The 14,872-nt window shown below is 55.2% G+C and carries 12 protein-coding genes; 7 read left to right on the top strand and 5 right to left on the bottom strand.

All coding sequences use genetic code 11. The features are described 5' to 3' along the window. Window positions 1-49 precede the first annotated feature (49 nt). Complete coding sequence (locus tag ACQY4Z_RS20415; protein ID WP_428524355.1) at window positions 50-796, bottom strand: ABC transporter substrate-binding protein; 747 nt, start codon at window positions 794-796, stop codon at window positions 50-52. Window positions 797-1,058: 262 nt separating this feature from the next. Further along, complete coding sequence (rpsD, locus tag ACQY4Z_RS20410) at window positions 1,059-1,676, bottom strand: 30S ribosomal protein S4 (RefSeq protein WP_133946670.1); 618 nt, start codon at window positions 1,674-1,676, stop codon at window positions 1,059-1,061. A gap of 477 nt (window positions 1,677-2,153) precedes the next feature. On the opposite strand from rpsD, the gene ACQY4Z_RS20405 reads away from it, so the two are divergent. Then, window positions 2,154-3,950, top strand: a complete 1,797-nt coding sequence (locus tag ACQY4Z_RS20405) for an EAL domain-containing protein (protein ID WP_209174011.1) — start codon at window positions 2,154-2,156, stop codon at window positions 3,948-3,950. A gap of 43 nt (window positions 3,951-3,993) precedes the next feature. On the opposite strand, the gene murI is transcribed toward ACQY4Z_RS20405, so the two are convergent. Both murI and ACQY4Z_RS20395 read right to left on the bottom strand, forming a co-directional pair. Then, window positions 3,994-4,800 carry a glutamate racemase gene (gene murI / locus ACQY4Z_RS20400; RefSeq protein ID WP_428524353.1) on the bottom strand — a complete coding sequence of 269 codons (807 nt, stop codon included), beginning with the start codon at window positions 4,798-4,800 and terminating at the stop codon, window positions 3,994-3,996. 4 nt (window positions 4,801-4,804) lie between these two features. Next, the gene (locus tag ACQY4Z_RS20395; RefSeq protein WP_409692489.1) at window positions 4,805-5,617 is read right to left on the bottom strand and encodes an RNA methyltransferase; all 813 of its coding nucleotides are present in this window, start codon (window positions 5,615-5,617) and stop codon (window positions 4,805-4,807) included. Between the two features lie 222 nt (window positions 5,618-5,839). Here ACQY4Z_RS20395 and ACQY4Z_RS20390 point away from each other — a divergent pair, with 222 nt between their 5' ends. From ACQY4Z_RS20390 to ACQY4Z_RS20375, 4 genes are all read left to right on the top strand, one after another. Then, a complete protein-coding gene (locus ACQY4Z_RS20390) occupies window positions 5,840-6,631 on the top strand; it encodes a substrate-binding periplasmic protein (protein ID WP_428524350.1) in 792 nt (263 codons plus the stop codon). Between the two features lie 242 nt (window positions 6,632-6,873). Further along, entirely contained in the window at window positions 6,874-9,090 is a 2,217-nt protein-coding gene (locus tag ACQY4Z_RS20385; protein ID WP_428524348.1) for an NADP-dependent isocitrate dehydrogenase, read from the top strand. A gap of 134 nt (window positions 9,091-9,224) precedes the next feature. Further along, a complete protein-coding gene (locus tag ACQY4Z_RS20380) occupies window positions 9,225-9,557 on the top strand; it encodes a PAS domain-containing protein (RefSeq protein ID WP_428524346.1) in 333 nt (110 codons plus the stop codon). 8 nt (window positions 9,558-9,565) lie between these two features. Beyond that, window positions 9,566-10,276, top strand: coding sequence for an HAD family hydrolase (locus ACQY4Z_RS20375; RefSeq protein WP_428524344.1), 711 nt, complete (start codon window positions 9,566-9,568; stop codon window positions 10,274-10,276). A gap of 30 nt (window positions 10,277-10,306) precedes the next feature. On the opposite strand, the gene ACQY4Z_RS20370 is transcribed toward ACQY4Z_RS20375, so the two are convergent. Further along, the gene (locus ACQY4Z_RS20370) at window positions 10,307-12,334 is read right to left on the bottom strand and encodes a putative bifunctional diguanylate cyclase/phosphodiesterase (RefSeq protein WP_428524342.1); all 2,028 of its coding nucleotides are present in this window, start codon (window positions 12,332-12,334) and stop codon (window positions 10,307-10,309) included. Window positions 12,335-12,887: 553 nt separating this feature from the next. On the opposite strand from ACQY4Z_RS20370, the gene ACQY4Z_RS20365 reads away from it, so the two are divergent. Together ACQY4Z_RS20365 and ilvC are read left to right on the top strand one after the other, a co-directional pair. After that, entirely contained in the window at window positions 12,888-13,538 is a 651-nt protein-coding gene (locus tag ACQY4Z_RS20365) for a TetR/AcrR family transcriptional regulator (RefSeq protein WP_428524340.1), read from the top strand. A gap of 84 nt (window positions 13,539-13,622) precedes the next feature. Beyond that, entirely contained in the window at window positions 13,623-14,642 is a 1,020-nt protein-coding gene (gene ilvC / locus ACQY4Z_RS20360; RefSeq protein ID WP_428524338.1) for a ketol-acid reductoisomerase, read from the top strand. Window positions 14,643-14,872: the final 230 nt, after the last annotated feature.

The raw sequence follows: 14,872 nt of genomic DNA, 5'->3' as shown, positions 1-14,872 counted from the left end.
GCCACCGTGGCGGGGACGTAACTGCATAAGACCCAGCGCAAAAAGAAGGTCAAAAGTCCGGAATCTCAATTCCGTATTTGGCATAAATTTCGCCGAGAACACCGGAAGCTTTCAACCCACGCAAATAGATATTCAGTTGCTCAACGGTGATCGGAGCGTAGGGAAAAACGACGAATTGCCGATTGTAGGTGTGGTCCGGCTGGTCAGCGAATATCTGCAGTTTGGCGTAAACTTCTGGCTCGGATACCGAAACCCAATTGAGAAACGTTTCGCTCGCAATGCCTTTGTCAACGCGGCCATATTCGACGAGCTTGAGCACACCACTTTCATTACTGACAAGGCTTACATTCGGCATCGATCCGAGTTTTTCAGCATCAAAGTCTGAAAATGCATAGTGAAACCCCATCACGGCACCGATCTGCGCGGTGGCTTCCGTCGTTTGGGTCATGCCTTTCAGCTGAAAAAACAGATCCTTGCCATTGGTGAGATTGACACTTGGCTTGCCACCACGCTGCGCCCATCCCCAAAGGACGTCATTGTAGGCGATAAGATGAAAATCATCTGTCTGATGATTGGCAAGCAATCGCTTGGCTGGAACGAGGCTCGGCGTGAAAGTGAAGTCGTCCTGATGATCGTTAAGGGCGGCCAAAACATCGTAGATCAGACCACGTTCTTCGCTCCCGCTGAAGACCAGTGGGGGTTGAATCGATGTCAAACCAACATTGACAATGGTTCGCGCTGACAATTGCCCTGACCACAAGACAATTGCGATGAAAAGAAAGAAGCGAAATACCATTCAATGCCTCGTCCGGTGAAACCGAATGAAAATTCGCGGCCTGCTGCCATTGGGGATTAGGCCGCTCAATTCAGGCATCAGATTTTCTTTTTCACGGAGAGCCGTCAAGGTCCGTAATCGAACGAATACGTTTTCGCAAAACACGGCCCTACCGATCGGTACAAATCGATCGAACCGCCATGCTTTGGAAAACAATTATCCGCCACAAAGAAAAAGGGCTGCCCGAAAGCAGCCCTTAGGTGTTTTGTATTCGGCGCTAGGTTTAGCGCGAATAGAACTCGACCACCAGGTTCGGTTCCATCTGCACCGGGTACGGTACATCTGAGAAAGCCGGAACGCGGGAGTAAGTTGCAGTCATTTTTGCATGGTCTGCATCGACATAGTCCGGCACGTCACGCTCAGCGGACTGGACAGCTTCCAGAACGATAGCGAGTTGCTTGGACCGTTCACGAACTTCAATCACGTCACCCGGACGCAGCTGGTAGCTCGGGATGTTGACGCGCTTGCCGTTGACCTTGACGTGACCGTGGTTGATGAACTGACGGGCAGCGAAAACGGTCGGTACGAACTTCGCACGGTAAACGACGGCGTCGAGACGGCGCTCCAGCAGACCGATCAGGTTCTCAGAGGTATCGCCTTTCAGACGGGACGCTTCTGCATAGACCTTGCGGAACTGTTTCTCGGAGATGTTGCCGTAGTAGCCTTTCAGCTTCTGCTTTGCGCGCAGCTGAACACCGAAGTCGGACAGTTTGCCTTTACGGCGCTGACCGTGCTGGCCTGGGCCGTACTCACGACGGTTGACCGGGCTCTTCGGACGGCCCCAGATGTTCTCGCCCATCCGGCGGTCGATTTTGTATTTAACGCTATGGCGCTTTGACATCGCGGTTTCCTTTAAACTTCGCGTTGTTTTTCTAACAAGGAAACGCGCCCTCCTTCTTCTGATCATGCGCAGCAGCGAGCGATCAGATCGACAGGGTTTCAACAGACGGCGCCGGCTGAAAACCCACGGGTGCGTAAACCGGCCAGATCAAATCCAGCCAGATCGCGCGGAGTTACCGGTTCGGCTATCAAAAGTCAATGCCACCTGCCCGTTCGCGGCGGATTTCTTTCAGTTTCTAGGATTTGCCGCCGGACACAACCGGCAAAAACGGGCTTCAATCGGCTTGCTCACCAATCAGTGATGCCCATACGTAATTTTCATGTCAAAATTAATGAATACATTTAGAAAATTTTAATTGCAGTTTTTCACTATGCCCGCCAATCACAACCATAAGAATAATTGCCAGTGAAATCTGCAACTCGGCCCCTCTCAGGGCCTCAACGATTTTTCGTATTGTGAAGACATTAGTAGGTAGACATGTTCTCGCCCTCACATTCCGAACCAGAGGATGATGGCCCTGAGCCGGTTCCCGGCCAGCCGCCCATCAAGCACATATTAGACAGCCTGGATTATGCCCTTCAGCCGATTGTTGATGTTGGTACCGGTGTTGTTTACGGCTACGAGGCGCAGATCCGCAATTGCAGCCGGGCTGGCGCCAGTTCTCCAGATGATCTTCTCAACCAGGCCCACGCACAAGGTTTTCTTCCGCACCTGGAAACCGCCCTCTTGCGCAAAGCCGCGACCAAATTCATGGCGCTACGGACCGCCAAGGGCACCAAACTCTTTTTTAAACTGGACGGCCGCGGCCTCGGTGAAAACGAAGACCCGCGCATGAACATGGACGCAATCCTGGTCGAATACGGATTGCAGAAAAGCCAGATATGCCTTGAGTTTTCCGGCCGCCATCAGGAAACCCTGAGTGATGTCTCCCACCATGCGCTGAGCGACCTGCGCCAATCAGGCTTCATGATTGCCCTGGATGATTTTGGCCGCGGATCATCAGAACTGCGTCTTCTTCACGATATGTCTCCGGAATATGTCCGGATCGACCGGTTTTTCCTGAGCGGTATCGACAGCGATCCACGCAAGAAGCTCTTCGTCACAACAGTCGCAAATCTTGCCCACGTTTTAGGCGCCCGCGTCATCGCAGAATGCATTGAAACGGAACGCGAGTTCCGCGCCTGCCGGGATGCCGGTTGTGACCTGGTTCAGGGATATTTTATTGCAAAGCCCTCGGCCGCCCCCGGATCAGCAAAGCTTTTCTACGACCACATCCGCGCCGACACGCCGAATGGAAAACGCAAGGAAGAGCAATGCCGGATCCGCAATGAGCTGTTGGAGTTGCCAACCGTTCAATTCGATTCGTCCATGAACGATCTTCTGGATCTTTTTGTTCACAATCAGGATGCAAGCATAATTCCCGTTCTGGATGCCAACCAGGAACCGCGCGGCATTATCCATGAACGCGATTTGAAAGCTTATCTTTACGCCGGAGGGCCGGATGACGAAGACGCCAAGGCGGCGCTCGACTTTCCATTGCGGTCATTCGTGCGGGCCTGCCCGATCGCCGATATCGATTCCAATGCAGACATGTTGCTGGTGACGTTTGCCTCCTCGATCAATTCCGATGGCATCATCATCACGCAGAATTTCCGTTATACCGGGTTCCTCTCGGCAACCTCCCTTTTAAAGATCATTCACGAGAAGCGTCTGCAGGAGGCGCAAGATCAAAATCCGCTCACCGGCCTTCCCGGAAATGGCGCGGTGAGCCGGTTCATATCGAAATCAGCCTGCACGACGGCATCGGACCGGCATATTTGTTATATCGATTTCGACAACTTCAAGCCGTTCAACGATACGTACGGATACCGTCAGGGCGACCGCGCAATCATTCTCTTCAGTGAACTTCTGCAAAAACATGTAACCGGCAACAATTCGTTCCATGGGCATATCGGCGGCGACGATTTCATGGCTGGGTTCCTGACCGGTGATCAGATGGAAATCGCAACGAGAATGCGGGCTCTGCGACGCGCGTTCCGGACAGACGTTGAAAGCTTCTATCAGCCAGAACACCGCGAGCAGGGCTTCATGCGCGCGCAGGACCGCTATGGGACAATGCGGGACTTCCCGCTTCTGCAATGCTCGATCTCGATCCTCACCCTGCCAAAGGGAGTCCCGGCAAGCACCGGATTGATCACAGAGGAAATCGGTCAGCTGAAGGGCGCAGCCAAATCTACGGATGATGGCATCGCACTCAAGACCCTGGCAGCCTGAGACCGCAACCGCGGCACCTGATTGAGTGCGGTCTGACGCCTGATCATGCGCCCGGCATAAGCACCAGACCAAATCCGGCGAGAAGCCGCTCGATTGCAGGTTTCCGGGTCCCTGAAGTCAAAATGGCAAGGTCGGCGCTTTCAGATGGAGCTGATGCCAGATCCGGTCCCAGAACGCGTACCAACTGACGCGCGATCGCCTCGGCCGGGTCCAGCCAGTCGACGGGCCAAGGTGCGATTTTCCGAAACCGGTTCGCCAAAAACGGATAATGGGTACAGGCCAGAACAACGATATCTGTCCGCTGGCCATTTTGCTCCAGAAAACAGTCCGAGATCTCCTGTCGCAGTGCCTCGTCAGACACCGGTTCACCGCGCAGATGCTGTTCGGCGAGTTCTGCTAGATTGTCAGAGCCCACGAGCCTGACATGACACTGCGCGGCAAAACTCTCAATCAACGAGCGGGTATAAGCCCGCCGAACCGTGCCAGGTGTCGCCAGCACCGAAATCAGACCCGAGGCCGTCCGCTCTGCTGCCGGCTTAATCGCCGGGACCGTTCCAACAAACGGCACATCTGGAAAAGCTATACGCAATGCCTCTCCACCAAGCGTGAAGGCGGTGTTGCACGCGATCACGACCGCCTTTGGATCATATTCCTCGATCAGCTTGGCAAATTGATCCTGTAATCTGACAAGAAGTTTTGCTTCCGGCCAGCGACCAATTGGAAAAGCTGCATCGTCCGCCACATAAAGAAGGCGCTCATAGGGAAGCAGGTAACGTGCCTCACGAAGAACCGTGAGCCCGCCTAACCCTGAATCATAAAAGAGCACTGGCCGGACATCACCCACGGGCACTTCCTCAGGCTTCTGTCTCGTCGACGTCGCGGGTTTTGCGCGGACGTGTTTCCCGACGCTCCAGCGCAGCTATCACGCCCCGCAAGGTGCGGACTTCCTGTTGGCTGAGTTCTGCCTTTTGGAAGATGTTTCGCAAGTTCCGCACCATATGTGGGCGGCGCTCCGGCGGACGAAAGAAACTCACTTCGTCAAGAGAGCTTTCCAGGTGTTCGAACATCCGCAAAATGTCGTCCTTGGACGCCGGCGGATGCTCCTCCTCTGACAACAAGAATGGCAATTCACCTTTGCTCGCTGTTTTCCGCCACTCATAGGCGCAGACGAGAACAGCCTGAGCAATGTTCAACGATGCGAAATCCGGGTCGACTGGCAAGGTGACGATTTCGTCGGCAAGCGCGACTTCCTCGTTGTTCAGCCCCCAGCGTTCGCGGCCGAACAAGTAGCCGACACCATGCTGGCGCTCACCAAGATCAACGGCCTTGACTGCTGCTTCATCCGGGCCGCGGACAGGTTTAGGCACCTCGCGCGAACGGGCTGTTGTTGCATAAACGAAATTCAGATCGGCAATCGCAGCTTCCGTGGTTTCGAAGACCTGAACCTTGTCGATCACATGGTCTGCCCGGCTGGCTGCAGCGCGCGCTTTTTCACTTGGCCAGCCATCGCGCGGATTGACGATCCGAAGGTCAACCAGGCCGAAATTGGCCATCGCCCGGGCGGCTGTTCCGATGTTTTCGCCCAGCTGTGGCTCACATAGGATCACAGCAGGCGGCCGCGCAGTAATTGCCCGCGCTTCATCTCTGATTTTTGCGTTTTTGCTCATGAAGCGGGATTTAGCCGAACGGCGGAAACTTTTAAAGCCCCCGCATTCCCAACCCGCACCGGAGTCAATCAGGGCCGCATCGAACGTTGTCTTGAGATTTCTGGAAAACAAACAAACAGGCAATAAAACAAAACCTCGTGTTTTTTGCTTTAGCTCAACACTCTCTTATTTTTCCTCTGAGAGAGTACGATCTGGTTCTATTAGCTATCAAAGAAGGATGCCATGCACCGTGCGGCAATCATTCCAGCTATAGTAATGGGGTTTGCGATTGGACTTGTGCCAATGCCGGCAGCTTCTCAAGAGTGCCCCCGCGGCGGCACACTGATTGCCGGTGCAGGTGATTACCGGCCTTACAACATCGTCGAAGATGGAGAAGTCCGGGGCATGGACTTCGAGGTCATTGAGACAATTCTCGGCAAGCTCGGCTGTGATCTTGTGAAAGTACCCCTGCCCTGGACCCGACACCTCAATGCCTTGCGGAACGGCACAGTGGACATCGCCACGCCGGTTACAAAGACGCCCGAACGTGAAGAATTTGCACATTTTTCAGCGCCCTATATTCAAGCCGACGAAGTGCTGTTCGTGCGGGCAGAAAACGTCGATACCTATGAAAGCCTCGGCGACTTCTTCCAAAATGATAAACGGTTGGGTGTGGTTAGGGACTATGCTTATGGCGGTTCGTTCCCAGCACTGTCGGAAGCCTATCCGCATCTGATTGAGATGACGGACAGCCTGGAACTGAACCTCAAACAGCTTGAGCTCGGCCGGGTCGATGCGATTTTGGGGGAAACCTATGTCGTAACCTCGGAGATCCAGTCGCTCGGTCTTTCAGAGGTGATAAAAGCAACGAACGCGATCGTCGCTTCCGAGCCGAACTATATCATGTTCAGCAAGAAAAGCGTACCAACGGACTTCGTCGCCGCGTTTTCCAAAGAACTGCAAATCATGCAGGAGAGCGGTGAGTTCGATCGTATCACTACCCGCTACAAGGACGGTAACGGCGCAATAAACTGATCAGATCGGGCGTGGAGTCGAACTGACCACCTGCGTCGGCGGCAGGTTTTACACCTCTTTCCGTAAACCACCTTAATTGCGTTTTTCGTCCTGTTTGCTCGAACACCCGCGGCTTTTGCGGCCTTCGCCTTTATGAGGGCTGGCAATTGATTGCGTACAATTGTATACGCTCTTCGAACTCCGTCCGGAGGCACCTCCCTGCCCCGGCAGATCCCGTTGGACCATCAGGAAACGTGAGCAACATGGCCGATATTATCTACACCAAGGTTGACGAAGCGCCGGAACTGGCATCAGCTTCCTTCCTTCCGATCATCCGCTCCTTCACCAAGGCCGCCGGCCTGACCATCGGCACCAAGGACATCTCCCTTGCCGGCCGGATCCTGGCAACGTTTCCGGACTTCCTGACTGATGATCAGAAACAGTCGGACGATCTGGCGCTCCTCGGCGATATGGTCAAGCAGCCGGACGCCAACGTCATCAAGCTGCCAAACATCTCCGCCTCGCAGCCGCAGCTGAACGCAGCTATCAAGGAACTGCAAGACCAGGGCTACAAGCTTCCGGATTACCCATCTGATCCGGCAAATGATGCAGAAAAGGACATCAAGGCCCGATACGACAGCATCAAGGGCTCTGCCGTAAACCCGGTGCTGCGCGAGGGCAACTCCGACCGCCGCGCCCCGAAAGCGGTCAAGGAATACGCCAAGAAGAACCCGCATCGCATGGGCGCCTGGGCGTCTTCTTCCAAGACGCATGTTGCGACAATGGGCGAGAACGACTTCCGCTCCAACGAGAAGTCCATCACTGTTTCCGCAGCTCAAGCTGGCACCGGCAAGATCGTCTTTGCTGCCAAGGATGGTTCCGAGACCGTTCTCAAAGGCGACTGGCCACTGGAAGACGGCGATGTCATCGACGGCACCTACATGAGCGTCAAGGCGCTAGGCGCATTCCTGGAAAAGGAAATCCAGGACGCCAAGGATCAGGGCATCCTGTTCTCACTGCACATGAAGGCTACCATGATGAAGGTCTCCGACCCGATCATCTTCGGTGTCTGCGTGAAGGCATTCCTGAAAGACGTTTTTGACAAGCATGCGTCCACTTTCGCCGAGCTTGGCGTCAACCCGGATCTCGGCATCGGCGACCTCGAAGCCAAGGTTGCCACGCTTCCCGCTGACAAGGCCGCTGAAATCCAGGCCGATATCAAGGCTGCGCTCAACAACGGCCCGGCGATGTACATGGTGAACTCCGACAAGGGCATCACCAACCTGCACGTTTCTTCGGACGTCATCATTGATGCTTCCATGCCGGCTCTGATCCGCGCAGGCGGCAAGGGCTGGGGCCCGGACGGCAACGAAGGCGACGCCAAGTGCGTGATCCCGGACAGCTCCTACGCGGGTGTCTACTCCGCAGTGATCGACTTCTGTAAGGAAAACGGTGCCCTCGACCCGGCCAAGATGGGCACGGTACCAAATGTCGGCCTGATGGCACAAAAGGCCGAGGAGTACGGCTCTCACCCGCAAACCTTCAAGGCACCAAGCGACGGTACCATCAAGGTGGTCAGTGCATCTGGCGAGACCTTGATCGAACATGCTGTTGAAGGTGGTGACATCTGGCGCGCATGCCGGACCAAAGACGCTCCGATCCGCGACTGGGTCAAGCTCGGCGTCAACCGCATGCGCCTGTCCGGTATGCCGGGCGTCTTCTGGCTGAACTCAGAACGCGCCCACGATGCGGAGCTGATCAAGAAGGTGGAAGCCTATCTGCCGGATCACGACACATCCGGTCTGGACTATCGAATCCTGGCCCCGACCGAGGCCGCGAAATACTCCACCGAGCGCATCGCCCGCGGTGAAGACACGATCTCCATCACCGGCAACGTACTGCGGGACTACCTGACCGATCTTTACCCGATCCTGGAAGTCGGCACGTCTGCAAAGATGCTCTCCATCGTTCCGCTCATGAACGGCGGCGGCCTGTTTGAGACAGGTGCTGGTGGTTCTGCCCCGAAACACGTTCAGCAGCTGCAGGAAGAAAACTACCTGCGCTGGGATTCTCTGGGTGAGTTCTGTGCGCTTGGCGCCTCACTGGAGCATCTTGCAAACGTCAAGGGCAACGCCAAGGCCCAGGTTCTTGCCGATGCGCTCGACAAGGCAATCGAAGGCCTGCTCGACAACGACAAGTCACCGGCCCGGAAGGTCGGCGGCCTCGACAACCGCGGCAGCCACTTCTACATCGCGCTCTATTGGGCACAGGCTCTGGCCGCTCAGGATCAGGATGCGGACCTGAAGGCCCAGTTCGCTCCAATCGCCGAAGCCTTGTCCTCGAACGAAGACAAGATCTTAGGGGAACTCAACGGCGTCCAGGGCTCCCCTGCCGACACCGGCGGCTACTACCATGCCCCGCAGGCGAAAGTCGACGCAGTGATGCGCCCAAGCGCGACGCTGAACGGCATCATCGGCTGAGGCGAATAAGCCAAAATTAAAGATACAAAAGGCGGTCCAAGTGGCTGCCTTTTTCTTTGCATTCAAAGGATCCCGTGTCACCGTCTGACAGCGCCTTTTCGACAGCGCCGAAAGAAAACCGGAGGGAGGATAAAATGAATTCTGCAGATCTGAAAATCATGAACTCGATGCCAGTGATCTTTTGGGCCAAGAACGAAGATGGGGTCTATATCTTCGGCAACGACACCATCAACGAATTCGGCGGCGGCGTTGTTGGCAAGACCGATCATGAACTCCCGTGGGCAGACACCGCGGATGAGCTCGTAGCCCATGACAAAAAGGTTCTTGCAGCGGGAAAACCTGGCTACATGCATGAATTCGTTCATAAGTCCTCCAAGGGTGAAGCGACCCTCAATGTATGCAAATGGCCGGGTGAACTTGACGGCGTTCGCTGCACCTTTGGCATTTCCTTCATCATAGAGGACTAGCCAGCTTCATGGCCTGTACAATCAAGGCGATCCTCTTTGATAAGGACGGTACTTTGCTGGACTTTGACGCGACCTGGGCGAAACCCCAGGAACGCGCAGCTGCGTTTGCAGCAAATGGCGACGATCGACTGGCAAGCCGTATGCTGGTCGCCGGTGGCATGGACCTGGAAACACGAAAGACTGCAGCCGGCAGCCTGTTTGCTGCCGGAAATGCCCTGGAGATTGCGCAGGCTTTCATCGATGAAGGTGCACCGCATGGACTTGAAAACCTGACATCGGAACTTGACCGGATTTTTCTGGACGGGATGCAAGAGGCCAGGCTGCTGCCGGGACTCGAAATCGCGCTCCGTCAACTGCACAACGCAGGATGTATTTTGGGTGTAGCGAGCAGTGACAGTGAGGCGTCAATTGCCGCCTTTCTTGAGGCCACAAATGTCGCAAGCCTGTTTTCGTTCATTGCCGGTTATGACAGCGGCCACGGGCACAAGCCCGCCCCCGGCATGGTCGAAGGATTTGCAAGCGCGACCGATACCCCTGCCCGCCAAATCGCTGTCGTCGGCGACAACACCCACGATCTGGAAATGGCGAAAAACGCCGGGGCTGGCTTGAAGATCGGTGTCCTGTCAGGGACAGGAACCTATGCCGACCTCAGCCCGCTCGCTGATCTCATCCTCGACAGTTGTGCCGACCTCGGCGATCAGGTGCTTACCCGCCAATGATCTGACGAGAACCGATGGGGTGTTTGATGTTTAGTGTAGTGCGGATGCCACTTCTGTTCGGATGGCACCAACGGATTGTGCCAGGATCATTGCCCGATATTCCGGGAACTCGACTGCCGGGCTCCAAAGATATCCCTGCCCCAAGGTGCCCCCCCAGGCTTTCAGGTAATCCTTTTGAAGCTGGGTCTCTATGCCTTCCGTAACGGTGTCGAGGTTAAGCTGATGCGCCATCAGGAAAATCAGTTCCACAATGGTCCGTCGATCCGCACACGTTGCAATATCCATGATGAAGGAGCGGTCGATCTTCAAAGTGTCGAAGGGCATGTTCGCCAGACTGCTGAGGCAGGAGTACCCCGTACCGAAATCGTCAATGGCGAATTTGACGCCCTTTTCCCGGATTGGACGAATGCGGTCCAAAACTGTGTCCGAATAATCCATGAGGCTTGATTCGGTGATTTCCAGCTCAACCTTGTCCGTCCCAACCCCACTTTCGCTTATCGTTCCAATCGTTGCTTCGATGAAGTTTTCGTCCTGAAACTGCGCCGGAGACACATTCACAGCGACCGAAGTTCGAAGGCCTTCTTCATGAAGACACCGGGTGTCTTCGAGTGCCTTCTTCAACACAAACCGGCCGATGGAAGCAATCAAACCCCGCTCTTCGGCGATCGGAATGAACTTGGCTGGCGATACATGGCCCAAGACCTCATCATTCCACCGGAGCAAAGCCTCCGACCCTACAATCTTGCCATTTTCGGGAATTACCTTCGGCTGGTAAAAGACGTCAAGACCATCCGTATCAACCGCATGCCGGAGACGATCAGCGATCAATTCGCGCTCATTGGCCTGAGTTCGAAGTGCTTCGCTGTAGGAAACAGCGCGTCCCCGGCTTGCCGACTTCGCCTGATACATCGCGAGATTAGCGTTCTTCATGACTTCCTCGGCAGTGGCAGCTTGCTCGGGATACGTCACAAACCCCGCGCTCGCACTTACCGAGACAGACACGCTGCCTACCTCAACTGGCCGGCTTAAAAGCTTCAGGACCGTTCCCGAAACCTCTGTCAGTTGCTCTGGATCTGTCAGCCCGGGCAAGATAGCAACGAATTCATCGCCCGAAAATCGGGCCAAGGCAGGCGCATTGTCTGTGAGTGGATGCGCCACCTTATCAAGCAATCGAGCAAGCCGCGCTGCAAGTTGCCGCATTACGTCATCACCGACACGGTGACCATGCATATCATTGATCAATTTGAAACGATCAAAACCGACATATAGAACGGCACCTTCAGCCCCCGGCTTGTGATCAATCATTGTTGCCGCGAGTTTGTCCAGCTGGGCGCGATTGGCAAGGCCGGTAATGATGTCTGTGTAAGCAAGCCGTTCAATTTCAACGATATTGGATCGCTGGGTCTGAAGCATATGCTGGAATGCGGCCTGCAGATCTCCGACCTCCCCTGGCGCATCGGTCTCAAGATCGCAATCTAGATAGCCTTCGGTGGCTTCCTTGGCGGCCTGCGTCACATCGCTGATCCCGGCAGTGGCCTTATACATCAACCAACCAAGGGCTGGAATGAACGCGAAGGCAACGACGCTCAATAGTGCGAGAACCTGCCATAGCGTTTTGTAGAAAATCTCGGCAATTTCGGCTTTTGAAACCCGAACGAGCACGCTGCCAACAGCCGTCCCGTTCCGAAAAACCGGAAGCACGTAGTCGATCGAACCGGCCGTTTCTTCCAAATGGTCTTCACCCGTCAATGCCGCATTGAGGGCATGTTCGTTAAACTGCACCTCGCTTGTTGGTGCAGCTGACATGAAATCGCTGGCAAATTCCTGACCAAACCGGCTGTAGGCCTTGGCTGCCGTCACATAGTCGTCTTTGGCGACCGCATTCAGCAGCCGCTCCATTTCACCATAGTTTTTGTTCTGGATTTCGCGGGCTGAAATATTCGCAACAAACTCAGCCTTTTGCCGTGCGTCTCGCTCAAGTCGTTCTGTTATGCCCGACACTTGGGAGTAATAGCTGATGCCTATGAAAAAGAAGGAAAACCCAAGGATTCCGAACACTGCATACAGTGTTGACCTGACAAACACTCGCCTCAGGACATTTTGGCCTGCCGCTATGACACTCACCGGCATCCGGACCCCCAATAAAACTCAACCATTCTGGCATCTATGCGTTCTAGGGTGATCTCATCGGGATTAATTCAACAAATAATGAATATCGGCAGAAGAATGCACGCTTTTGCGCATCGAATTCAAACACACTGAACGGAAGCTCGAGATAAACCTGAAAGCAGAGCTCAATACTGTCTATTTCACCAGTGATAACGCTACGGAATTTTTCTCAGATTTCTTCACAGAGGCATTTTGAAACCATGCTACAGGGCGTGCACTTACCAACTCGTGCAACCTGCGAACTCCAAATACTGCACCAGGTCCCACCCGCTTTTAAAGCTCCGCTACTGCAAAAGCGCAGACAGAACTGCCGACAAGTTTGGTGGAAATTTTTCCTTGACCCTGCCTGATACCTTTGCAATAACCACCGCCCGAACCGTACCGTACGGTTCTTGCAAAAATCACTGAGCCCCGCCCGTACCCAACAGTTGAATAAAGCCAAATGCCTGCCGCCAGTTTTGACATCGCCACTTCCCGCCCGGACGCTGCGCCAGAGTTCTCGCCGCGCCAGCAAGTGGTCTTGCAACATGCGCTGACGCTTTTGGTTGAAGGCGGTGAAAAAGCCCTGACAACGGCCGGCCTTGCGCGCACGGCAAGCTGCTCTAAGGAGAGCCTCTACAAATGGTTCGGCGACCGGGATGGCTTGCTCGCAGCCGTCGTCGCCTATCAGGCAAGCCAGGTGCAGTTCCCATCTGAAAGCGGTGCAACGGCCGATGCGGACACGTTCCGCGCCCATGTCGCAGCCTTCGTCGAAGCCTTGCTCGGCGTCTTGTTTTCGGAAAGTTCATTGGCCCTGAACCGGCTCTCCATCGGGCAATCGAACACCAATTCAAACCGTCTCGGCCAGCTTTTGCTTGTGCGCGGCAAGCACATGATTTCGGCCAGGGCGCGCAACATGCTCGAGACAGGCCGGCGCCATGGGCTCTTGAAATTCGACGATGCGGAAGACGCCTACCAGGTGCTTTACGGTCTGGCGATCCGCGATGTCCATATCCGTCTTCTTCTCGGCGAAACCGCAAGTGCGGCCGAGAAGGATCTGAAAAGCCAGGCAAAAACAGCCGTGGCCCGGTTTTATCAACTGTTCGGGGCCTAACCCCGGACGGAGGAAACACAGAACATCAAGCCCGGATACGACTTGGTCCGGTCTTGACCATTATCTCAAGGAAAGGGAATTCCCATGCGTGTCTATTACGATCGTGATGCTGATCTGAACCTGATCAAGTCCAAGAAAGTCGCTATCATCGGCTACGGCTCCCAGGGCCGGGCCCATGCCATGAACCTGAAGGACAGCGGCCAGAAGGAAATCGTTGTTGCTCTGCGCGCCGGTTCGACCACTGCTCTGAAAGCAGAAGCTGACGGTTTCAAGGTCATGACTGTTGCAGAAGCTGCTGCCTGGGCCGACCTGATGATGATGGCCACCCCGGATGAGCTGCAGGCTGACATCTACAAAGACCACATCGCCGGCAACATCCGTGATGGAGCTGCGATCGCTTTCGCTCACGGCCTGAACGTTCACTTCGGCCTGATCGAGCCGAAAGACACCATCGACGTTCTGATGGTTGCCCCGAAAGGCCCGGGCCACACGGTTCGCGGTGAATACATGAAGGGTGGCGGCGTACCGTGCCTGATCGCTGTTCATCAGGACGCGACTGGAAATGCGCATGACCTCGGCCTGTCCTACGCATGTGGCGTCGGCGGCGGCCGTTCCGGCATCATCGAAACCACCTTCAAGGAAGAGTGTGAAACCGACCTCTTCGGTGAACAGGCCGTTCTCTGCGGTGGTCTTGTAGAGCTGATCCGCGCGGGCTTCGAGACCCTCGTTGAAGGCGGTTACGCTCCGGAAATGGCCTACTTCGAGTGCTTGCACGAAGTGAAGCTGATCGTCGACCTTATCTACGAAGGCGGCATCGCCAACATGAACTACTCCATCTCCAACACCGCTGAGTGGGGCGAGTATGTCACTGGTCCGCGCATCGTGACGTCCGAAACCAAGGCGGAAATGAAGCGTGTCCTGGAAGACATCCAGAACGGCAAGTTCACCTCTGACTGGATGCAGGAATACCGCGCAGGTGCCGCGAAGTTCAAGGCAACCCGCCGTCTGAACGACGCCCACCAGATCGAGGAAGTCGGCGAAAAACTCCGCGGCATGATGCCCTGGATCAAGTCCAACGCGCTCGTCGACAAGACCAAAAACTAAGGCCTTGCCCGCATTGGACTTGCCCTGGACATAAAACCGTTGCACTTGCCGACGGCAAGTGCGGGGGATCAAGTCCAACGCCATTGTTGACAAGACCAAAAACCAAGGTCTCTGCAACGACGAACTCTAAAACCCCGCTGGAAACGGCGGGTTTTTTCATTCTCGAACTCACCAAGTCGCTTGCCCATTGCGACTTGGAGTGGCTCAGCACCGCGACACGTTTATGAGCA

The organism is Roseibium sp., assembly GCF_965276855.1.
Taxonomy (GTDB): domain Bacteria; phylum Pseudomonadota; class Alphaproteobacteria; order Rhizobiales; family Stappiaceae; genus Roseibium.
The sequence above is the reverse complement of the archived record's forward strand: the minus strand, read 5'-3'. Positions and strand labels throughout refer to the sequence as shown.